We start from the raw sequence: 21707 nt of genomic DNA, 5'->3' as shown, positions 1-21707 counted from the left end.
GCGTCACCCCCGTCACTACGGCCCGTCGACACGAACGGGTGAACGCCCGACCGCACGTGTACCGCGCGGCCGACACCGGTAACCTCGGCACCATGGCCTCACGTACGTCCGGCAAGGGTTCCCAGAGCACGGCGGGCACCTCCAAGCAGCGCGCCGGGCGCGCAGGGGCCCCCGCCAAGAAGACCGCCGCGAAGAAGTCCCCGGCCCGGCCCGCGAGCCGGCCGCCCGCGCGCAAGGCACCGGCCAGGAAGGCCGCCGCCAAGCGCCCGCCGGGCGGCGCCCGCAAGGTCGGGCGCGGACTCGCGCACGGCGCCGGGAGCGTCTTCCGCGGCGTCGGCCGGGGCGCCAGGGGGCTCGACCCCGCCCACCGCAAGGACGGGCTCGCGCTGCTCCTCCTCGGCCTCGCCCTCATCGTGGCCGTCGGCACCTGGTCCAGCCTCGACGGACCCGTCGGCGACCTCATCCGCCTGTTCGTCACGGGCGCCTTCGGCCGCCTGGACCTCGTCGTACCGATACTCCTGGCCGTCATAGCGCTCCGGCTCTTCCGCCACCCCGAGCGCCCCGAGGCCAACGGACGGATCGTCATCGGCCTGTCGGCGCTGGTCCTCGGCATCCTCGGGCAGGTCCACGTGGCCTGCGGATCGCCCGGCCGAGGCTCAGGCTGGCAGGCCGTACGGGACGCCGGCGGCATGATCGGCTGGGTCGCCTCCAAGCCCCTGCTCTTCACGGTCGGCGAGATGCTCGCCGTACCGCTGCTGGCGCTGCTCAGCGTCTTCGGGCTGCTCGTGGTCACGGCCACCCCGGTCAACGCCATCCCGCGCCGGCTGAGAGAGCTCGGCGTACGGCTCGGCGTCATCGAGCCGCACCCCGGGGAGTACGGGCACGAGGCCGTCGCCGGATACGCGGACCACGACGACTACGACGACGAGTGGCGCGCGGCCCCCGCCCGCCGCCCCCGGCGCACCGCCGCGCCCACCGGCCCCGACCGGGCCGAGGAGGAGGCGCTCGAGCGGCGCCGCAAGCCGCGCCGCGCCGCGGTGGCACCCGCCGGGGACCGGGAGCCGGACGCCGTGGACCTCGCCGCGGCGGCCGCCGCCTCCCTGGACGGGGCCGTGCTCCACGGCGTCCCGCCGACCCCGCTCGTCGCCGACCTCAGCAGCGCCGTCTCCGGCGCCGCCACGGACGGCGGACGGGCCGGGAGCGGGCGCGCCGCCGGCCGGAAGAAGCCCGCCGCGGACGAGTACGCCGACCACGCCGCGAGCCGTCCGGCCGTACCGGCCAGCGTCCCCGACCTGACCAAGCCCGCGCCCATGCCCGGCGGCCTGCCCCCGCGCGCCGAGCAGCTCCAGCTCGCCGGTGACATCACCTACGCGCTGCCCTCGCTCGACCTGCTGGAGCGCGGCGGCCCGGGCAAGACCCGCAGCGCCGCCAACGACGCCATAGTGGCCTCGCTGACGAACGTCTTCGCGGAGTTCAAGGTCGACGCGGCCGTCACCGGCTTCACCCGGGGACCGACGGTCACCCGCTACGAGGTCGAGCTGGGCCCGGCCGTCAAGGTCGAGCGGATCACCGCGCTCACCAAGAACATCGCCTACGCCGTCGCCAGCCCCGACGTGCGCATCATCAGCCCCATCCCCGGCAAGTCCGCGGTCGGCATCGAGATCCCCAACAGCGACCGCGAGATGGTCAACCTCGGAGACGTCCTGCGGCTGGCCGACGCCGCCGGCGACGACCACCCGATGCTCGTCGCGCTGGGCAAGAACGTCGAGGGCGGCTACGAGATGGCCAACCTCGCGAAGATGCCGCACATCCTGGTCGCCGGTGCCACCGGCTCCGGAAAGTCGTCCTGCATCAACTGCCTGATCACCTCGATCATGGTCCGGGCGACCCCCGAGGACGTCCGGATGGTGCTGGTCGACCCCAAGCGCGTCGAACTGACGGCCTACGAGGGCATCCCGCACCTGATCACGCCGATCATCACCAACCCCAAGCGGGCCGCCGAGGCCCTCCAGTGGGTCGTGCGCGAGATGGACCTGCGCTACGACGACCTGGCCGCCTACGGCTTCCGGCACATCGACGACTTCAACGCCGCCGTGCGCGCCGGGAAGGTCACCCCGCCGCAGGGCAGCGAGCGGGAGCTGTCGCCGTACCCGTATCTGCTGGTGATCGTCGACGAGCTCGCGGACCTGATGATGGTGGCCCCGCGCGACGTCGAGGACTCCATCGTCCGGATCACCCAGCTCGCGCGCGCCGCCGGTATCCATCTGGTGCTGGCCACCCAGCGCCCCTCCGTCGACGTCGTCACCGGCCTCATCAAGGCGAACGTGCCCTCCCGGCTCGCCTTCGCCACCTCCTCCCTCGCCGACAGCCGCGTCATCCTCGACCAGCCGGGCGCCGAGAAGCTGATCGGCAAGGGTGACGGCCTCTTCCTGCCCATGGGCGCCAACAAGCCCATCCGGATGCAGGGCGCCTTCGTCACGGAGGGCGAGGTCGCCGCGATCGTCCAGCACTGCAAGGACCAGATGGCGCCGGTCTTCCGCGAGGACGTCACGGTCGGCACGTCCAGGAAGAAGGAGATCGACGAGGACATCGGCGACGACCTCGATCTGCTGTGCCAGGCCGCCGAGCTGGTCGTCTCCACGCAGTTCGGCTCGACCTCGATGCTCCAGCGGAAATTGCGTGTGGGATTCGCCAAGGCGGGCAGACTCATGGACCTGATGGAATCGCGCAACATCGTGGGCCCCAGCGAGGGCTCCAAGGCGCGTGACGTGCTGGTGAAGCCCGATGAGCTGGACGGCGTGCTCGCGATCATCCGAGGAGAGGGCCAGGCGTAGCGGCCGGTCGGCGGCAGCTGGAAAAGATCCCTGGTCAACCGTTTCTCTCGGGCTCGAGTGGAGTTGAGCGAGAGGGGAGGGGCGATGTGCCACCGTCGTGATCACAGAGCCTTCTGATGGCCTACAAAGTCCGGCTTCCCGCTTGCCCGACCGTTTCGCATGCCCCCTAGACTGAATCTCCAGCAGGTGGCTGTACGCTCGAAAGGCGCCCACGTGTCCATCGGCAACTCTTCAGAGGACGACCGGATCCCCGGCTCCGAGGAGGACCGGCCCTCCGTCGGACGACTCCTTCAGCAAGCCCGAATCGGTGCCGGACTGACCGTGGACGAGGTCAGTTCCACCACCCGCGTACGCGTCCCGATCGTCCATGCGATCGAACAGGACGACTTCACTCGCTGTGGCGGCCGGGTCTATGCCCGGGGGCACATCCGCACCCTCGCGCGCGCCGTCGGCCTGGATCCCGTGCCGCTCGTCGCGCAGTACGACGCCGAGCACGGCGGGCGCCCCGCGCCGACCCCGGCGGCCCCGCTCTTCGACGCCGAGCGCATCCGGCCCGAACCCCGGCGGCCCAACTGGACCGCGGCCATGGTCGCCGCCATCGTCGCGATCGTCGGCTTCGTGGGCTTCACGCTCTTCAACGGCGGGGCCAAGAGCGGTCCGGTCTCCGCCGACCCGGCCTCCGGCAAGCCGTCCACGGCGTCCAGCGCCAAGGCCGGCCCCGGCAAGGCGAAGACCGACCCCAAGGCCGAGCCCAAAGCCGGTCCCAAGGGGGAGGCCTCGGCGAGCGCCATCGCCGGCGTCCCCGGCAACAAGGTCACCGTCAAGCTCACCGCCGAGAACGGCCAGACGTGGATGTCCGCCAAGGACGGCAACGGCAAGCTGCTGGAGGAGGGCGTCCTGGCCCGGGGCGGTTCCAAGACCTTCACCGACGACAAGCGCATCGATCTGGTCCTGGGCAACGCCGGAGCCGTGCAACTGTTCGTGAACGGCAAAGAGGTCAAGAACCTGGGCGCCGATGGCCAGGTTCAGCGTCTGAGCTACACCCGGGGAGACCCTTCAGCGGGCTGACCTGCGGCGGAACCCGCCGGAAAGGCCGCCGCGACGGGCGCGAGGAGCTTGTGGGTGACCAGGCTCTCCGCGCCCGTCGGCCACTCGGCAGCGGATGCGGCGCCGGGACAAAGTAGGCTGAGCCCTATGCCCGAACGCCGTACCGTCGCTCTTGTCACACTTGGCTGCGCCCGTAACGAGGTGGACTCGGAGGAGCTGGCAGGCCGCTTGGCGGCGGATGGCTGGGACCTCGTCGAGGACGCCGCCGATGCCGATGTGGCCGTCGTCAACACCTGCGGTTTCGTCGACGCCGCGAAGAAGGATTCCGTCGACGCCCTCCTGGAGGCCAACGACCTCAAGGAGCACGGCCGCACCCAGGCCGTCGTGGCCGTCGGCTGCATGGCCGAGCGCTACGGCAAGGAGCTCGCCGAGGCGCTTCCCGAGGCCGACGGAGTGCTCGGCTTCGACGACTACTCCGACATCTCCGACCGGCTCCAGACCATCCTCTCCGGTGGCGTCCACGCCTCCCACACCCCGCGCGACCGCCGCAAGCTGCTGCCGATCAGCCCCGCCGAGCGCCAGGGTGCCGCCGATGTGGCCCTCCCGGGCCACGCGCAGGACACCCCTCCGGAGGACTTGCCCGAGGGCGTGGCCCCGGCCTCCGGGCCGCGCGCCCCGCTGCGCCGCAGGCTGGGCAGCAGCCCCGTCGCCTCCGTGAAGCTCGCCTCCGGCTGCGACCGGCGCTGCTCCTTCTGCGCCATCCCCTCCTTCCGCGGCTCCTTCATCTCGCGCCGCCCCTCCGACGTGCTGGGCGAGGCGCGCTGGCTGGCCGAGCAGGGCGTGAAGGAGATCATGCTGGTCTCCGAGAACAACACCTCCTACGGCAAGGACCTCGGCGACATCCGTCTGCTGGAGACGCTGCTGCCGGAGCTGGCGGCCGTGGACGGCCTGGAGCGGATCCGGGTCAGCTACCTCCAGCCGGCCGAGATGCGGCCCGGCCTGATCGACGTGCTGACCTCGACGGAGAAGGTCGTCCCCTACTTCGACCTCTCCTTCCAGCACTCGGCCCCGAAGGTGCTGCGGGCCATGCGCCGCTTCGGCGACACCGACCGCTTCCTGGAGCTGCTCGACACCATCCGCGGCAAGGCGCCGCAGGCGGGCGCCCGTTCCAACTTCATCGTCGGCTTCCCCGGGGAGACCGAGGAGGACGTGGCCGAGCTGGAGCGCTTCCTCATCGGCGCGCGACTGGACGCCATCGGCGTCTTCGGGTACTCCGACGAGGACGGCACCGAGGCCGCCACCTACGAGAACAAGCTCGACCCCGAGATCGTCGCCGAGCGGCTGGAGCGGATCTCCCGGCTGGCCGAGGAGCTGACCGCGCAGCGCGCGGAGGAGCGCATCGGTGAGACGATCGAAGTACTCGTCGACCGCGTGGACGACGAGGACGGAGTGATCGGCCGGGCGGCCCACCAGGCGCCGGAGACCGACGGCCAGGTGCTGCTCGGCACGGACCACCGGCTGGAGCCCGGCCGGATGGTCACGGCGAAGGTAGTGGCGAGCGAGGGCGTGGACCTCGTCGCCGAGCCGCTCGGGATCGAGGGCGGGTGTACCGAGGAGGCGGGCAGATGAGCGGACTCCCGGCCTCCGCCACAGGAGGTCCGGCCCCGGCGAAGGGTGTCCGGCAGGCCGGGTTGTGGAACATCGCCAATATCCTCACCATGGCGCGCCTGCTCCTGGTGCCCGGGTTTGTCTTGTTGATGCTGCACAACGGCGGTTATGACGAGGCCTGGCGTTCCTTCGCCTGGGCGGCGTTCGCGATCGCCATGATCACCGATCTCTTCGACGGTCATCTCGCGCGGACGTACAACCTGGTCACCGACTTCGGCAAGATCGCCGACCCCATCGCCGACAAGGCGATCATGGGCGCCGCCCTGATCTGCCTCTCCGCCCTGGACGACCTGCCGTGGTGGGTGACGGGCGTGATCCTCTTCCGCGAGGTCGGCATCACGCTGATGCGCTTCTGGGTCATCCGGCTCGGGGTCATCCCGGCCAGCCGGGGCGGGAAGCTGAAGACGCTCGCGCAGGGCGTGGGCGTGGGCATGTACATCCTGCCGCTGGTCGGCCCGCTGGCGACCTTGCGCTTCTGGGTGATGGCGGTCGCGGTGGTGTTGACCGTCTCCACCGGCCTCGAGTACATCGGGCAGGCGTTCCGGCTGCGGAGGGCCGCGCGGGCGCGGGAGTCCGCGCGATGAGCGGCCAGGGGGGCAGTTCCGCCGCGGCGGCGCTCGCGGCGCTGGAGGCGTGCGGGCACAGCCTCGCCGTCGCCGAGTCGCTCACGGGCGGGCTGGTCGCCGCGGAGCTGACCGCCGTACCGGGCGCCTCGCGCACGATGCGGGGCTCGGTCACCGCCTACGCCACCGGGGTCAAGCGCGACGTCCTGGGCGTGGACGGGCGGTTGCTCGCCGAGCGCGGCGCCGTCGACGCGGACGTGGCACGGCAGATGGCGCACGGCGTACGGGCCGTGCTGGGCGCGGACTGGGGGCTCGCCACCACGGGGGTGGCCGGGCCCGAGCCGCAGGACGGCAAGGCCGTCGGCACGGTCTTCGTGGCCGTCGAGGGACCGGACGGCACCGCCGCCGTACGGGAGCTGTCCCTGGACGGCGACCGGGCGGGCATCCGGGCCGAAAGCGTACGAGCGGTCCTCGCGCTGCTCCTACGCGAACTGGCGGGGAACGCGGGGGCAAAGGATACGGAACACAACGGGGGGAATTGATGTTTGCAGCCCTGAGTGAACACGACATAGCTCCCCGCACGGCCGCACCCCGAGGCGGTACGGTGGGGCGTGAAGGAACCGGATTCGCGGTCCAAGGAGGGAGCCACCGATGATTCTGCTCCGTCGCCTGCTGGGTGACGTGCTGCGTCGGCAGCGCCAACGCCAGGGCCGCACTCTGCGCGAGGTCTCCTCGTCCGCCCGGGTCTCGCTCGGATATCTCTCCGAGGTCGAGCGCGGGCAGAAAGAGGCGTCCTCCGAGCTTCTCTCCGCAATCTGCGACGCTCTGGACGTTCGGATGTCCGAGGTCATGCGCGAGGTGAGCGACGAGCTGTCGCTGGCCGAGCTGGCGCAGTCGGCGGCGGCGAGCGAGCCGGTACCCGCGCCGATGCGGCCGATGTTCAATTCGGTGTCCGTGACGGGCGTTCCGGGGGAGCGTGTGACGATCAAGGCCCCGGCGGAAGCCGTGGATGTGGTCGCCGCCTGATCCAGCCTGAGACGGTCTGGAGCACCACCGTTTCCCAGAAAGATCCCGGTCGGACGATCTGACCGGGATCTCCGCGTTGTGCGGCCGTTGTGCGGGCTTCCCCGGGCCCTGATGCAATGGTGGGGAGAGCGGAGAAACCGGAGCGATCCGGTCGTTCTCCGCGTCCTTTCCCGGAGCGGCCTGTGGGGCGGCCCGTGGAGCAGCCTGTGGAGCAGGAGGAACGCGGATGTCTGTGGTGAAGAGCCCGCTGTCCGAAGCGGACCGCAAGACCGTCGGAGACGCCCTCCAGGGCGCGCTCGTGGACCTCGTCGACCTCTCCCTCGTCGCCAAGCAGGTCCACTGGAACGTGATCGGCCCGCGCTTCCGCTCCATCCACCTCCAGCTCGACGAGGTCGTGGCCAGCGCCCGTATCCACGCGGACACGGTCGCCGAGCGGGCCTCGGCGCTCGGGGTCTCCCCGGACGGCCGGGCCGAGACGGTCGCCAAGACCAGCGGAATCGGCACGATCGGCGGCGGCTGGACCAAGGACACCGATGCCGTACGGACCCTGGTCGAGGCGCTCGGCGCCGTGATCACACGGATGCGCGAGCGCATCCAGGCGACCGGCGACCCGGACCCCGTCACCCAGGACATCCTCATCGGCCTGACGGGCGACCTGGAGAAACACCACTGGATGTTCCAGGCCGAGAACGCCTGAAGCACGCGATGCTCCGGGGAGACGAGCCCGGGCGCCCGCCGCCCCTGGGACCGCTCGGCTGGGCGGTGGGAGGCCTTCTGACCGGGGTGTGGTGCTGGGCCGTCCTCCGGCTGCTGCTCCAGCCGGGCCGGGCCGGATTCGTGGAGGGGCTGGTCGCGGCCGGGGGCTGGGGGCTGAGCCTGCTGCCGGTGCACTGCACGCCCCGGAGCCGGGCGGAGGGCGGGGAGGCCGGAGGGGCCGGAGGGGCCGTCCTGAGGGCGCTGCGACGGTGGTGGCGCGGAGGGGCACGGCACTGAGACGTCGCCTGCCCCCGGCCGTGGGGCCGTCGCCTGCCCCGGCCGTGGGACCGTCGGTGCCGTCGGTTCACCCGTTCGGATGAGTGGCGGGGGATCGAGCGGCGGGGGATCGGGGGTCAGCCGGTGGGCGGCGGGGGAGGGCCCGTCTGGCAGTGGGGGCACCAGTAGGTCGTCCGCTCCCGGCCCTCCGGCCCCTGGCCGGCCACCAGGACGGGCGTGCCGCAGCGCCGGCACGGCCGGTCGGCCCGTCCGTAGACCCACAGACCGCGGTCCGGGCGGGCGTCGGCCGTGGTGATCCGGGAGACACGGGACTTGTTGGCCTCCAGCAGCTTCTTCGCCAGGGCCACCAGCCGATCGGGGCCGGGCACGGACGCCATGGGCAGCCAAGGGGTGACCCGCAGCAGGAAGCACAGCTCGGACTTGTAGACATTGCCGACGCCCGCCAGATTGCGCTGGTCGAGGAGGGCCTCGCCGACCGTGCGCCCGGGGTCCGAGAGCAGCCGGAGGACGGCCTCCTCCGCGTCCCAGTCGGGGCCGAGGAGGTCGGGGCCCAGATGGCCGACCAGCGTGGACTCGTCGGTGGTGCGCACCAGGTCCAGCACGGGAAGGCGATAGCCGACGGCCGTGCGGTCGGCGGTGGCCAGGACGGCCCGGATCTGGTGGTGCGGGCCGCCGCGCGGGCGCTCACCGGTGGCGTGGACGCGCCAGGAGCCGTCCATGCCGAGGTGGGAGTGGAGGGTGAGGCCGCCGCCGACGCGGGTGAGCAGGTGCTTGCCGCGCGGGACGACCTCGAGGACCGTGCGGCCGGTGAGATCGGTGGTGGCGAGCCGGGGCACGCGCAGGTCGCTGCGGATCAGCGCCTCACCCGCGAGGGCCTCGTGCAGGACCCGCGCGGTGCGCCAGACGGTGTCTCCTTCGGGCATACGGCGACTCCTTCGCGGATACGGCCCATGATGCGGCGTGGGTCAGGGCGCGCGCAGGCGCAGCCCCCGCGGTGTGGCGTGGAAGCCCGCCGCCTCCAGCACGGCCCCGAGCGGGGAGGACAGGGCCGGGGCGCCGTTGACACGCTCGACGGTGACCGTGCCCAGCGCGCCGGCGTGCGCCGCCTCGGCCAGGGCCGCGGCCGCCTCGCGTACGGCGGGATCGTCAGCGGTGGTCTCCGCGCCGGGTTCCTGTGGCCAGGCCAGGACGGTCTTCCCGCCGCGCTCGACGTAGAGCGTCAGCGCGCCGTCGAGGAGGACGACCAGGGCGCCGGCCTTGCGGCCGGGCTTGTGGGTCGCGCCGGCGGGCGGATCGGGCCAGGGCAGCGCGGCGCCGTAGGCGTTGGCGGGGTCGGCGGCGGCGAGGACGACCGCCCGGCGCCGGCCGTCCCGAGCGCCCGCCGGCCGGTCCTCCCAGGGGGCGCCTCCCGGGGCGCCGGAGCGCTCCCGGGCCGTACTGGCGGCGCGCAGCCGGTCGACCGCGCCGTCCACGGCGAACTGCGCCGCGCCCAGCCCCTCGACGACATAGCCGCGGCGGGCCTGGCCGCTCTCCTCGAAGACCGACAGCACCCGGTAGGCCGCCGCGAAACCGCCCTCCACCCCTTCGGCGGCGACGGCCCCTCGGGTCACCACGCCGTGCCGGTCGAGCAGGGTCCGGGCCAGGGCGTGGGCCCGGTGCGTGACGTCGGGCGCGCGCTCGGGCAGCAGCGACCAGCGGCCCGCGACCGTGGGCGGGCCGCCGCGCGAGGCGGTGGGCCGGAGCCCCGGGCCCGTCCGGGCGAGGACGGAACCGTAACGGCCGCGCGGGACGGCCCGTTTGGCGCGGTGGGCGGTGGAGCCGGCCGTGCGGCCGGAGCCGAGCACCGAGCGCAGCGGCGCGAGGGTGTCGTTGGTCAGCCGGCCGGACCAGGCGAGATCCCAGACGGCCTCGGCGATACGGGCGTCCGTGCCGTCGGTGCCGTCCACCGCCGCGCTCGTGGCGCGCACCTGCTCGGCGATCTGCCGGAAGAACAGGCCGTAGCCACCGGCGAGGGCGTCCAGCACGGCCTGGTGGAGGGGGGAGAGCTCCAGCGGATGCGGGGCCGGGAGGAGCAGGGGGGCCGTGTCGGCGAGCAGCAGCGAGACCCAGCCGTCCTTGCCGGGGAGGGCGCCCGCGCCGGCCCAGACGACCTCGCCCGCCGCCGTGAGCTCGTCGAGCATGGCGGGGCTGTAGTCCGTCACCCGGGAGGGCAGGACGAGCTTCTCCAGCGCGGACGCGGGCACCGGGGCGCCCTGCAACTGCTCGACGGCGCGCAGCAGTCCGTCGACGCCGCGCAGGCTGTGGGAGCCGACGTGCTGCCACGCGGGCAGGAACGCGGCGAGCGTGGCGGGCGGCACGGGCTCCAGCTCGTGCCGCAGCGCCGCCAGGGAGCGGCGTCGCAGCCTGCGCAGGACGGCCGCGTCGCACCATTCCTGGCCCAGGCCGGCGGGGTGGAACTCGCCCTGCACGATCCGTCCGGCGGCCGCCAGCCGGTGCAGCGCGCCGTCGGTCACCGCGATGCCGAGGCCGAACCGGGCCGCCGCCTCCGCCGAGGTGAACGGGCCGTGGGTGCGGGCGTAGCGGGCGAGGAGATCGCCCAGCGGGTCCTTGACGGGCTCGGTGAAGGCCTCGGGAACGCCGACGGGCAGGGCCGTGCCCAGGGCGTCCCGCAGCCGCCCGGCGTCCTCGACGGCGGCCCAGTGGTCCTCGCCGGCGATCCGGACGCGCAGGGCGCGGCGGGCGTCGGACAGCTCCCGTGCCCAGCCCGGCTCGGCGCCGCGCGCGGCCAGCTCGGCGTCGGTGAGGGGGCCCAGGAGCCGCAGCAGATCGGCGACGCCTTCGGCGTCCTTGGCGCGGCGGTCCTCGGTCAGCCACTGGAGCTCGCGCTCCAGCTCGGTCAGCACGTCGGCGTCGAGCAGCTCGCGGAGCTCGGCCTGGCCCAGCAACTCGGCCAGCAGCCGGGAGTCGAGGGACAGGGCGGCGGCGCGCCGCTCCGCGAGCGGGGAGTCGCCCTCGTAGAGGAACTGGGCGACGTAGCCGAAGAGCAGCGAGCGGGCGAACGGGGACGGCTCGGGGGTGGTGACCTCCACCAGACGGACCCGGCGCGCTTCGATGTCGCCCATCAGCTCGGTCAGGCCGGGGACGTCGAAGACGTCCTGGAGGCATTCGCGGACGGCTTCGAGGACGATCGGGAACGAGCCGAACTCGCTCGCCACCTGGAGCAGCTGGGAGGCGCGCTGGCGCTGCTGCCACAGCGGTGTGCGCTTGCCCGGATCGCGGCGCGGCAGCAGCAGGGCACGGGCGGCGCACTCGCGGAAGCGGGAGGCGAACAGGGCCGAGCCGCCCACCTGATCGGTGACGATCCCCTCGACCTCGCCCTTGTCGAACAGGACGTCGGCGGCGCCGAGGGGGGACTGCTCGGCGTCGTACGCGCCGTCCTGCCGGGTGGGCTCGGTGTCGAGCAGGTCCAGGCCGAGCAGGTCGGCGTCGGGCAGGCGGAGGACGATGCCGTCGTCGGCGTGCATCACCTGGGTGTCCATGCCGTACCGCTCGGAGAGCCGGGCGCCGAGGGCCAGCGCCCAAGGGGCGTGCACCTGGGCGCCGAAGGGGGAGTGGACGACCACCCGCCAGTCGCCCAGCTCGTCGCGGAACCGTTCGACGACGACGGTCCGGTCGTCGGGCACGTGCCCGCAGGCGCGGCGCTGCTCGTCGAGGTAGGACAGGACGTTGCCGGCGGCCCAGGTGTCGAGGCCGGCGGCGGTGAGCCGGTCGCGGGCGGCGTCGGGCGTCAGCCCGCCGATCTCGCGCAGGAACGCCCCGAGCGCGCGCCCCAGTTCGAGCGGGCGGCCCAGCTGGTCGCCCTTCCAGAACGGCAGCCTCCCCGGGGTGCCGGGGGCGGGGGTGACGAGGACGCGGTCACGGGTGATGTCCTCGATCCGCCAGGAGGTCGTGCCCAGGGTGAACACATCGCCGACGCGGGACTCGTAGACCATCTCCTCGTCGAGCTCCCCCACCCGGCCGCCGCCCTTCTTGGGGTCGGCGCCGGCCAGGAAGACACCGAAGAGGCCGCGGTCGGGGATGGTGCCGCCGGAGGTGACGGCGAGCCGCTGCGCGCCGGGGCGCCCCGTGACCGTACCGGCGACGCGGTCCCAGACCAGGCGCGGGCGCAACTCCGCGAAGGCGTCGGACGGATAGCGTCCGGCGAGCATGTCGAGAACGCCGGAGTAGGCCGACTCGGGCAGCGCCGCGAAGGGCGCGGCCCGGCGCACCAGGGCCAGCAGCTCCTCGACGTCCCAGGTGTCCATGGCCGCCATGGCGACGACCTGCTGGGCGAGGACGTCCAGCGGATTGGCCGGTACGCGCAAGCGCTCGATGGCGCCCCGGCGCATGCGCTCGGTCACCACGGCCGCCTGCACCAGGTCGCCCCGGTACTTGGGGAAGACGACGCCGGTGGAGACCGCGCCGACCTGGTGGCCCGCGCGGCCCACCCGCTGGAGCCCGGAGGCGACCGACGGCGGCGACTCGACCTGGACGACCAGGTCCACGGCGCCCATGTCGATGCCCAGCTCCAGGCTGGAGGTGGCGACGACGGCCGGCAGCCGGCCCGCCTTGAGGTCCTCCTCGACCAGGGCGCGCTGCTCCTTGGAGACCGAGCCGTGGTGCGCGCGGGCGAGGACGGGCGGCGCGCCCTTCGCCGGGCCGGATCCGCCCATCAGCTCGGCGGGGGAGTGGTGCTCGGGCAGCGGGGCCCCGGTGGCCCGTTCGTGGGCGATCTCGTTGAGCCGGTTGCACAGACGCTCGGCGAGGCGGCGGGAGTTGGCGAAGACGATCGTGGAGCGGTGGGCCTGGACGAGATCGGCGATGCGCTCCTCGACGTGCGGCCAGATCGACGGCCGGTCCTTGCCGTCGCCGCCCTCCTGCACGGGCGAGCCGCCGAGCTCGCCGAGGTCCTCGACGGGCACGACCACCGACAGGTCGAACTCCTTGCCGGACGGCGGCTGGACGATCTCCACCTTGCGCCGCGGCGAGAGGAAACGGGCCACCTCGTCCACCGGGCGCACGGTCGCGGAGAGTCCGATGCGCCGGGCGGGGCGCTCCAGCAGGACGTCGAGGCGCTCCAGGGACAGTGCCAGATGCGCGCCCCGCTTGGTCCCGGCGACGGCGTGCACCTCGTCGAGGATCACGGTCTCCACGCCCGTCAGCGCCTCCCGCGCGGCGGAGGTGAGCATCAGGAACAGCGACTCCGGCGTGGTGATCAGGATGTCCGGCGGCCGGGTGACCAGGGCGCGGCGCTCGGTCGCCGGGGTGTCGCCGGAGCGGATGCCGACGCGGATATCCGGCTCGGGCAGCCCCAGCCGGGCGGCCTCCTGGCGGATGCCGGTCAGAGGGCTGCGCAGATTCCGCTCGACGTCCACGGCGAGGGCCTTGAGCGGCGAGATGTACAGCACCCGGCAGCGCTTGCCGCGCTCGGCGGGCGGCGGGCTGCTCGCCAGCCGGTCGAGGGAGGCGAGGAAGGCGGCCAGCGTCTTGCCGGAGCCGGTGGGCGCGACGACCAGGACGTCCGAGCCCTCGCCGATGGCCCGCCAGGCGCCGGCCTGGGCGGCGGTGGGCGCGGAGAACGCCCCCGTGAACCACGAGCGGGTCGCGGGGGAGAACGCGTCGAGAGCCGAGGCCGGGTCCGGCTCGGAGGGCGGGGCCGCCGCCGTGTCGTTCGCCATGCCCCCCATCGTGCACCGCACCACTGACAATGCCCCGGACACGCAGGTCAGCGGCGGTTCCAGCGGGTTCGGGGCCACTGGCCCGGGGTTCCGGGGGCACTGGCCCGGGGCCCGAGGTCCGGGGGCCGGGCGGGCCGCGGGGCTAGACGGGGCGGCCGTACGCGCGCAGGGCCAGCAGGGCGTCGATGGTCACCATGGGCCGGCACTCGAGGACCGTGCCCGGGGCCCAGGCGCGCCAGCGGACCGGCCAGCCGCCGTCCTCCTGCTGGGCTGCGGCGAGGAAGTCCAGCGACCGCGCCATCTCGGCGTCGGAGAACCAGCCGCGGGCCAGCGATCCGGGCGTGCGCGCGAAGTCGTGCGGGAAGTGGTACTCGCCGGGCGCGTACCCCTCCGGCAGGGGATGGTCGGCCGCCCGGTCCGGATCGAGCACGGCCAGCCGCTGTTCCCGCACCGTCCGCCCGAGCCGCTCGGCCGCGGCCTTCGCCCGGGCGCGGTCCGGCGCCCCGTCGAGGAAGGCGACGGCCGCCTCGACCTCGTACGGGTGGGTGCGCGCCCCCCGGCCGAGGGCGTCGACGGCGGCCCAGCAGAAGTCGGTGGCCCGGAACAGCCAGGCGTGCCACACCTCGTTGCGGTGCAGCAGGCCGACCACGGGGCCGGTGGCGAGCAGATCGCTGGGAGGGTCGTCCACCAGCGGGATCCAGGGGGCCGCCGGATAACCGCGCAGCGAGGGGTGGAGGGCGGGCAGCGCCCCGTCGGGGGTGGAGACCGCCGTCAGATAGCGGCACACGGGCTCCACCCGCCGGTCGCGGCAGCGCCCGATCTCGTCGAGCACGCGCAGGGCGTGCGCGGTGTGCAGCGGCTGGCTCACCGGGCCGCGCAGATCCGGCTCCAGGGCGTGGCCGAAGCCCCCGTCGTCGCCCGCGTACGCGTCGAGGGCGGCCTCGACGGCGGCGGCATGCCCGCCCAGGAAATGGAACGCGAATCTCCGCTGCTCCAGGACACGGGCGGTCAGCCAGATGAAGCGCTCGGCGAGGGCGGTGGCGGATGCTCCGGACGGTGCCATGGACAAGACCGTAGGGCGCGGAGCGCCGCCGGTCAGCGGCTCATGGTCGGCTGCACTCTCAGGGGCGGGATACTGGGCGCATGCGGTTGACGGTCTTCTGGCAGCGAATGGCTGACTATTTCGGCGCGGTGTACGCCGACTCCTTCGCTCGCGATCATGTGATGTCCGAACTCGGCGGGAGGACCGTGCACCAGGCGCTGGACGCCGGCTGGAACGCCAAGGACGTCTGGCGCGCGGTGTGCCGGGCCGTGGAGATCCCCGAGGACCGCCGCTGATCGTGCCCGGACGGCGGCCGCCGACCGGACGCCTCATGAATTTCATCCGATAAGCCACACTTGCTCCGTGGCAGCGACAGACGACACCGCCCCCGACGACTCCCGGCCCGACGACACGCGGATGCCGCGCTGGCTGCCCAGGGCGGTGGTGGTCACCCTCGCCCTGTTCGCGTGCTTCCAGCTGGCCGGGTGGGCCTTCCACCGGCTCACCGGTCTCCTCGTCGACATCCTGGTCGCGTTCTTCCTCGCGCTGGCCATCGAGCCCGCCGTGGACCGGATGGCCGCGCGCGGCATGCGCCGGGGCCTCGCGACCGCTCTGGTCTTCCTGGGCGTGGCCGCCGCCGTGACCGGCTTCGTCACCCTCCTCGGCTCGATGCTCGCCGGGCAGATCCAGACCATGGTGGAGAGCTTCCCCTCCTACCTGGACTCGGTGATCAGCTGGATCAACCGGACCTTCCGCACCAGTCTCTCCCGCGTCGAGATCCAGAGCAGTGTGCTCCACTCGGACTGGCTGCGGAAGTACGTCAGCAGCAGCGCCGGCGGCGTGCTGGACGTGTCGGCCGCCGTCCTGGGCGGGCTGTTCCGGACCCTGACGGTGATGCTCTTCGCGTTCTACTTCGCGGCCGACGGGCCCCGGTTGCGCCGCGCGCTGTGCTCGGTGCTGCCGCCGCGCCGGCAGGCGGAGGTGCTGCGCGCCTGGGAGATCGCCGTCGCCAAGACCGGCGGCTACCTCTACTCGCGCGCCCTGATGGCGCTGGTCTCCGGGATCGCGCACTACGTCCTGCTCCAGACGCTGGGCGTGCCCTACGCCCCGGCGCTCGCGATCTGGGTCGGGCTGGTGTCGCAGTTCGTCCCGACCATCGGCACCTACCTCGCGGGCGCCCTGCCGACGCTGCTCGCCTTCACCGTCGACCCCTGGTACGCGGTGTGGGTGCTGGGCTTCGTCGTGGTCTATCAGCAGTTCGAGAACTATGTGCTCCAGCCCCGGATCACCGCCAGGACGGTCGCCGTCCACCCGGCGGTCGCCTTCGGCTCCGTGATCGCGGGCGCTGCGCTGCTGGGCGCGGTGGGCGCCTTGATCGCCATCCCGGCGACGGCCACGCTCCAGGCCTTCCTGGGCGCGTACGTCAAGCGCTACGAGGTCACGGGGCTCCCGACGGGTCCGGGCGGCCGGGGCGAACGGGACGAGCAGGACGAGCGAGGTGGCGACGGGCGGTCGCCTTCGCTGCTCGCGAGGGTGATCAAGGCCTTGCGGGAGCGCTGATTCCGCTGTGGTTCCGCTGTGGTTCCGCCGCCGTCCGGCGCGCGGAGTGGTGCGCTTGACACCAAAATCGAACATCCATTCTTATGGGTGTCCCGGGCGGCTGGAGCCGAGTTATCCACAGGCCCGGAGCGACGCCCGGGCGCATTGTCAGTGGCAGGCGTTAGCGTCGTGGACGTGAAGCGATCGACTCAAGCGAACCGGGTGGAACCCATGGCAGGAACCGACCGCGAGAAGGCGCTCGACGCCGCGCTCGCGCAGATTGAACGGCAATTCGGCAAGGGCGCGGTCATGCGCCTGGGCGAGCGGCCGAATGAGCCCATCGAGGTCATCTCCACCGGGTCGACCGCTCTCGACGTCGCCCTCGGCGTCGGTGGCCTGCCGCGCGGCCGCGTGGTGGAGATCTACGGACCGGAGTCCTCCGGTAAGACGACCCTGACGCTGCACGCCGTGGCCAACGCGCAGCGGGCCGGTGGCACCGTCGCGTTCATCGACGCCGAGCACGCCCTCGACCCCGAGTACGCCAGGAAGCTCGGCGTCGACATCGACAACCTGATCCTGTCCCAGCCGGACAACGGCGAGCAGGCTCTGGAGATCGTCGACATGCTGGTCCGTTCCGGCGCGCTCGACCTGATCGTCATCGACTCCGTGGCCGCCCTGGTGCCGCGCGCGGAGATCGAGGGCGAGATGGGCGACTCGCACGTGGGTCTCCAGGCCCGTCTGATGAGCCAGGCGCTGCGCAAGATCACCAGTGCGCTCAACCAGTCCAAGACCACCGCGATCTTCATCAACCAGCTCCGCGAGAAGATCGGCGTGATGTTCGGCTCCCCGGAGACCACGACCGGTGGCCGGGCCCTGAAGTTCTACGCCTCGGTGCGCATCGACATCCGCCGCATCGAGACGCTGAAGGACGGCACGGAGGCGGTCGGTAACCGCACCCGCTGCAAGGTCGTCAAGAACAAGGTCGCGCCGCCCTTCAAGCAGGCCGAGTTCGACATCCTCTACGGCCAGGGCATCAGCCGCGAGGGCGGCCTGATCGACATGGGTGTGGAGCACGGCTTCATCCGCAAGGCCGGCGCCTGGTACACCTACGAGGGCGACCAGCTCGGTCAGGGCAAGGAGAACGCCCGCAACTTCCTCAAGGACAACCCCGACCTCGCCAACGAGATCGAGAAGAAGATCAAGGACAAGCTGGGCGTGGGTGTCCGGCCCGGTGCCCCGGCGGAGGAGCCCGCCGCCGACGCCGCGGGTGCCGCCGCGGGCGAGCCGGCCAAGTCGGTGCCCGCTCCGGCCGTCAAGTCCACCGGTAAGGCGGCGAAGGCCGCGGCCAAGAGCTAAGCCGCGTCATGTCTGATGCACAGCCGTGGCACGGCGACGGGCCCGTGCCACATGAGCCGCGCGCGGACGACCGAACGGGCGGTGGCTCCGCTTCCCCGTCGAGGGCCGGGGCCGGAGCACCACCGTCACCGGAGGAGCAGGCGCGGGCGATCTGCCTGCGCCTGCTCACCGGATCCCCGCGCACCCGCAAACAGCTCGCCGACGCCCTGGCCAAGCGCGGCATACCGGCCGAGGCGGCGGAGGAGGTCCTGTCCCGGTTCGTGGACGTGGGCCTGATCGACGACGCCGCGTTCGCCGGCGCATGGGTCGAGTCCCGCCACCACGGCCGGGGCCTGGCCCGCCGCGCCCTCGCCCGGGAGCTGCGCACCAAGGGCGTCGACTCCGCGATCGTCGCCGAGGCCGTCGGGCAGCTCGACGCGGAACAGGAGGAGCGCACCGCCCGTGAGCTCGTCCAGCGCAAGCTCCGGTCGACCCGGGGCCTGGACCGGGAGAAGCGGCTGCGCCGCCTCGCCGGAATGCTGGCCCGCAAGGGCTACTCCGAGGGGCTCGCCCTGCGCGTGGTGCGCCGCGCCCTGGAGGAGGAGGGCGACGACCCGGAGTTGCTCGACCACTATCTGCCGGACGTCTGAGGCCGCGACGGGGTTGGGACGGCGCCCCAAGAAACAGGAAGGGGCTGGACAGGGGCCTCTTCTCCGCCGCGACGGCGAGCAGCCACCCGCCGCATGTCCGGCGGTGCCGAACCGCCCTCGGCCGACCGGGCGATCGGCCGTGCCGCCCCTCGTCGCTCAGGGCGTCCCCGGAAGCCAGGGCAGCGTCACCGGCAGTCCGGCCGCGCGCCAGGCCTGAAAACCGCCCACCAGGTCGGTGGCCCGGTACAGGCCCAGCCGGCGCAGGGAGACGGCGGCCAGCGACGAGGCGTACCCCTCGTCGCAGAACACGACCACCCGCAGGTCGTGATCCGTCACCCGCGCCGCGCGGTGCTCACAGTCCGGGTCGAGCCGCCACTCCAGTTCGTTGCGTTCCACGACGAGCGCCCCCGGGACCGTCCCGTCGCGCTCCCGCAGCGCCGCGTAGCGGATGTCCACCAGCAGCCCGCCGTCCCTCTGGACGGCAGCCGCCTCGGCCGGCCCCAGGCGGTCGAGCTGTGCGCGCGCCTCGGCAAGCAGCTCCTCCACCCTCATCCGCTCCCTCATGCCCACTCCCGCGCCCACTCGACCGCCTCCAGCCGCAGCACCTGACCGCTGCGGCTGTACCGGCGCATCATCGGCAGCGGTGGGTAGTACGCGTGCACGGACACCGCGTGCCGCTCCCGTGAGGCGTTGAACACCTGGTGGACGTGGTGGGGACCGAACGCCCTGCCGTTCCCGTCCGCCAGCAGCCGCTCACGGTCGATGCCGTCCGCCAGCTCCAGCAGTTTCCACCCCTCGGTGGGCAGCCGCGCGGCCAGAGACTGCTCGGTCAGGCCGCCGGCGGCCACGGCGAATGCGCCGTGCGAGCCACCGTGGTCGTGCCATCCGGTGCCACTGCCCGGCGGCCAGCCGATGAGCCATGCCTCGCTGCCGGCCGGCCCCTCCAGCCGGATCCAGGTCCGTCCGTGAAGGTCGAGCGGGAGCGAGGCGACGAGACGGGTGTCGGCGGCCGTCCGTCCGGCGAAGTCGAGGAGATCCGCCTGGGACGGCGCCCCGGGGGCGTCCGGCGAGGCGGCGTACGAAGCGGTCGTGCGTGCGGAAGCTGGCGCACCGGAGGAAGCGGGCGCAACGGAAGAGGGCACAGTCGAACCGTCCTGAGTGATCGCGAAGGACGCGCGCGGCGCATGGAGCGCCCGGCAGCGCGGAAGGAAAGAGCGGATCAGCAGGACGGACGACAGACACAGCCCGCGTAGCGGACGAGGTCCAGATGGACCCTCCGCCAGAAATGCGAGCCGCTGTCAGTCACGTTGCGGAGTCAACCATGGCGACAAGTGCCGGTCAACGGTTGGCCGTAGCCTCACGGGTGGCTTCGTCGGGGCTCGCCGCGCCCGTGCGCACCGCTTCCGCCGGCGCCCCGGTGCCACCGGCGGCACCGCCCCGTGCCGCGTCCGCGCACGCGTACAGCTCCGCCGCCCGCACCCCCGCCAGCGCGGCCACCAGCCGGCCGTCCGGCCGGACCACCAGCACGGTGTGCGCGTCCGCACCCGGATACCCCTCGGCGACCAGCAGTTCCGCCGCCATGGGCAGGGCCGAGACGGCCGCCGCCAGCCCGGGCATGAGGCCCGCGCCCAGCCAGTGGCGACGCTCCCACACCCCCGTACCGGGGGCGACGAGGACCACCAGAAGATCGCCGCCCAGCCGGTCGCGCAGCCACACCTCCGACCCGTCCGGCGCGGTCACCGGCACGTCCGCGACCGGCGCCCCCACGGCCGTGCCCACCAGTACCGAGCTCGCGGGAGGCGCGGCCGGCAGCAGGGGCGTACGGGAGTGGACGGCCGGCGCGCCCAGCAGCCCGTGCCCCAAGTGGCCTTCCGTCAGCAGCGCGTCATGGGAGCGCGCGGCGCCCGGCACGAGTGTGCGCCGTACCGTCCGCCAGCCGCCCTCGCCGCGTACCGCCGGCAGCATCCGGTCGGCGGTACGCAGCCGGGCGGCGACGGCCTCCCGGCGCTCCGCCTGATAGCTGTCGAGCAGCGCCTCGGAGGCGCCGTGGTGCCAGGCCAGCGCCAGCTTCCAGGCGAGGTTCTCGGCGTCCAGCAGCCCTTCGTCGAGCCCCTGGGTGCCCAGCGCGCCCAGCAGATGCGCGGCATCGCCCGCGAGGAAGGCGCGCCCGCAGCGCCAGCGGCGCGCGAGTCGGTGGTGCACGGCGTACACACCGGTGTCCAGCAGTTCGTACGCCGGGGTTTCGCCGCACCACGCCGCCAGGGAGTCGCCGACCCGGGCGAGGAGCGCATCGGGGGTGACCAGCCCGCCGTCGGGGGGCAGCGGCCAGTCGAGCCGCCACACCCCGTCGGGCAGCGGACGGGCCGTCACCTCGTCGCCACGCGGCGGCGACCGGTGCAGCACGGCCTCGCCCGGCCAGGGCAGCTCGGCGCGGAGCGCGGCGACGGCGTACCGCTCCACGGCCGTGCGCCCGGGGAAGCGGGCGCCGAGCAGTTTGCGGACGACGGAGCGGGCGCCGTCGCAGCCGATGAGATAACTGCCGCGCCATACCGTGTGGTTGTCGCCGTCGTTGTCGCCACGGGTGTGCGCGGTGACTCCGGAGGAGTCCTGTTTGAGGAGGGCCACGCGGCTGTCGTGGACGACGCGGACGTCCGCCTCGGCGGCGAGCGCCGCCCGTAGTTCGCGCGTCAGGGCGTGCTGGGGCAGATGCAGCGGAGACGGTTCTGCTGCCGGGTCGGAGTGCCCCTCGTCTCCCGGGTGCTCCTCGGCGCCCTCCGGATCCTCGAACTCGGCGGGCTCCACGGCCTTTCCCGCGCCGCCGGGCGGCGCGAACGGGATCCGAGCCACCTCCGTCCGGCGCCGCAGCGTGCGCCAGCCCGCCCAGCGGGTCCCCTCCGAGGTGACGCACCCCAGCCGCTCCAGCAGCGCGGCGGTGTCCGGCCGCAGCACGACCGTACGCGCCAGACGGCGCTCATGCGGCAGACCGGTCTCGTCGGGGGACTCGTCCAGGACGGTGACGGGCACCTCGTACCGGGCCAGGGCCAGGGCCAGGGTGAGCCCGACGGGCCCGGCCCCGACGACGATCACCGGGTCCACGGCGCGGCCCCCTCGCCCCCGGAACGGACGGTGACCTCGCCGTACGCGTGGCGCGTACGGGACGTACGGGGACTGGCAGGGGGAAAACGGTGCGCGATCACAGAACGTATGCAACCCATTGCCGGTGCGTGCGTCAAGTGATCAGAGGTGCCGTCACGGCGCGCCGAAGGCGTGCGCCCCGCCGGTCCGGTGCGACC

General features: G+C 73.4%; 19 protein-coding genes. 12 read left to right on the top strand and 7 right to left on the bottom strand.

Going from position 1 to position 21707, the window contains the following annotated elements; translation table 11 throughout:
* Nucleotides 1-92 precede the first annotated feature (92 nt).
* The 8 genes from RM609_RS14605 to RM609_RS14570 all read left to right on the top strand — a co-directional run bounded on the left by RM609_RS14605 (nt 93) and on the right by RM609_RS14570 (nt 8131).
* Nucleotides 93-2834, top strand: a complete 2742-nt coding sequence (locus RM609_RS14605) for a DNA translocase FtsK (RefSeq protein ID WP_311611049.1) — start codon at nt 93-95, stop codon at nt 2832-2834.
* 213 nt (nt 2835-3047) lie between these two features.
* The gene (locus tag RM609_RS14600) at nt 3048-3902 is read left to right on the top strand and encodes a helix-turn-helix domain-containing protein (protein WP_311611047.1); all 855 of its coding nucleotides are present in this window, start codon (nt 3048-3050) and stop codon (nt 3900-3902) included.
* A 126-nt stretch (nt 3903-4028) separates the two neighbouring features.
* Nucleotides 4029-5510, top strand: a complete 1482-nt coding sequence (gene rimO, locus RM609_RS14595) for a 30S ribosomal protein S12 methylthiotransferase RimO (protein ID WP_311611046.1) — start codon at nt 4029-4031, stop codon at nt 5508-5510.
* Nucleotides 5507-6133: a CDP-diacylglycerol--glycerol-3-phosphate 3-phosphatidyltransferase gene (pgsA, locus tag RM609_RS14590; RefSeq protein ID WP_311611044.1), complete on the top strand. Its 627-nt coding sequence runs from the start codon at nt 5507-5509 to the stop codon at nt 6131-6133. Before rimO ends, pgsA begins: the two co-directional genes overlap by 4 nt.
* Nucleotides 6130-6654 carry a CinA family protein gene (locus tag RM609_RS14585; RefSeq protein WP_311611043.1) on the top strand — a complete coding sequence of 175 codons (525 nt, stop codon included), beginning with the start codon at nt 6130-6132 and terminating at the stop codon, nt 6652-6654. The genes pgsA and RM609_RS14585 overlap by 4 nt, the downstream gene beginning before the upstream one ends.
* Nucleotides 6655-6763: 109 nt before the next feature.
* Nucleotides 6764-7138 carry a helix-turn-helix domain-containing protein gene (locus RM609_RS14580; RefSeq protein ID WP_311611041.1) on the top strand — a complete coding sequence of 125 codons (375 nt, stop codon included), beginning with the start codon at nt 6764-6766 and terminating at the stop codon, nt 7136-7138.
* A gap of 226 nt (nt 7139-7364) precedes the next feature.
* Nucleotides 7365-7835 carry a Dps family protein gene (locus RM609_RS14575; RefSeq protein ID WP_311611039.1) on the top strand — a complete coding sequence of 157 codons (471 nt, stop codon included), beginning with the start codon at nt 7365-7367 and terminating at the stop codon, nt 7833-7835.
* 8 nt (nt 7836-7843) lie between these two features.
* Nucleotides 7844-8131: a hypothetical protein gene (locus RM609_RS14570; RefSeq protein ID WP_311611037.1), complete on the top strand. Its 288-nt coding sequence runs from the start codon at nt 7844-7846 to the stop codon at nt 8129-8131.
* Between the two features lie 116 nt (nt 8132-8247).
* Here the strand turns inward: RM609_RS14570 and RM609_RS14565 are convergent, their stop codons facing one another.
* The 3 genes from RM609_RS14565 to RM609_RS14555 all read right to left on the bottom strand — a co-directional run bounded on the left by RM609_RS14565 (nt 8248) and on the right by RM609_RS14555 (nt 14911).
* Complete coding sequence (locus RM609_RS14565; RefSeq protein ID WP_311611035.1) at nt 8248-9054, bottom strand: DNA-formamidopyrimidine glycosylase family protein; 807 nt, start codon at nt 9052-9054, stop codon at nt 8248-8250.
* Between the two features lie 42 nt (nt 9055-9096).
* Nucleotides 9097-13857, bottom strand: coding sequence for an ATP-dependent helicase (locus RM609_RS14560; RefSeq protein WP_438828434.1), 4761 nt, complete (start codon nt 13855-13857; stop codon nt 9097-9099).
* A 133-nt stretch (nt 13858-13990) separates the two neighbouring features.
* Nucleotides 13991-14911 (bottom strand): hypothetical protein, encoded by a 921-nt coding sequence (locus tag RM609_RS14555; protein ID WP_311611032.1) that lies wholly within the window; start codon nt 14909-14911, stop codon nt 13991-13993.
* Nucleotides 14912-14991: 80 nt separating this feature from the next.
* Between RM609_RS14555 and RM609_RS14550 the strand changes: the two genes are divergently transcribed.
* The 4 genes from RM609_RS14550 (at nt 14992) to recX (ending at nt 18414) form a co-directional block, all read left to right on the top strand.
* On the top strand, nt 14992-15186 hold the full coding sequence (locus RM609_RS14550) for a DUF3046 domain-containing protein (protein ID WP_311611030.1): 195 nt from the start codon (nt 14992-14994) through the stop codon (nt 15184-15186).
* A 121-nt stretch (nt 15187-15307) separates the two neighbouring features.
* A complete protein-coding gene (locus RM609_RS14545) occupies nt 15308-16450 on the top strand; it encodes an AI-2E family transporter (RefSeq protein WP_311611087.1) in 1143 nt (380 codons plus the stop codon).
* Between the two features lie 210 nt (nt 16451-16660).
* Nucleotides 16661-17785 (top strand): recombinase RecA, encoded by a 1125-nt coding sequence (recA, locus tag RM609_RS14540; RefSeq protein ID WP_311611028.1) that lies wholly within the window; start codon nt 16661-16663, stop codon nt 17783-17785.
* Nucleotides 17786-17793: 8 nt separating this feature from the next.
* Complete coding sequence (gene recX, locus RM609_RS14535; protein ID WP_311611026.1) at nt 17794-18414, top strand: recombination regulator RecX; 621 nt, start codon at nt 17794-17796, stop codon at nt 18412-18414.
* Between the two features lie 156 nt (nt 18415-18570).
* On the opposite strand, the gene RM609_RS14530 is transcribed toward recX, so the two are convergent.
* From RM609_RS14530 to RM609_RS14520, 4 genes are all read right to left on the bottom strand, one after another.
* Nucleotides 18571-18978 (bottom strand): rhodanese-like domain-containing protein, encoded by a 408-nt coding sequence (locus RM609_RS14530; RefSeq protein ID WP_311611024.1) that lies wholly within the window; start codon nt 18976-18978, stop codon nt 18571-18573.
* Nucleotides 18975-19556 (bottom strand): cupin domain-containing protein, encoded by a 582-nt coding sequence (locus RM609_RS14525; protein ID WP_311611022.1) that lies wholly within the window; start codon nt 19554-19556, stop codon nt 18975-18977. Before RM609_RS14525 ends, RM609_RS14530 begins: the two co-directional genes overlap by 4 nt.
* Nucleotides 19557-19633: 77 nt before the next feature.
* Complete coding sequence (locus RM609_RS34500; RefSeq protein WP_361699378.1) at nt 19634-19720, bottom strand: putative leader peptide; 87 nt, start codon at nt 19718-19720, stop codon at nt 19634-19636.
* Nucleotides 19721-19752: 32 nt separating this feature from the next.
* Nucleotides 19753-21510 carry an FAD-dependent monooxygenase gene (locus RM609_RS14520; protein ID WP_311611019.1) on the bottom strand — a complete coding sequence of 586 codons (1758 nt, stop codon included), beginning with the start codon at nt 21508-21510 and terminating at the stop codon, nt 19753-19755.
* Nucleotides 21511-21707 lie beyond the last annotated feature (197 nt).

Source organism: Streptomyces hesseae, from assembly GCF_031845785.1.
Taxonomy (GTDB): domain Bacteria; phylum Actinomycetota; class Actinomycetes; order Streptomycetales; family Streptomycetaceae; genus Streptomyces; species Streptomyces hesseae.
This window is presented reverse-complemented; position numbering and strand designations above follow the sequence as displayed.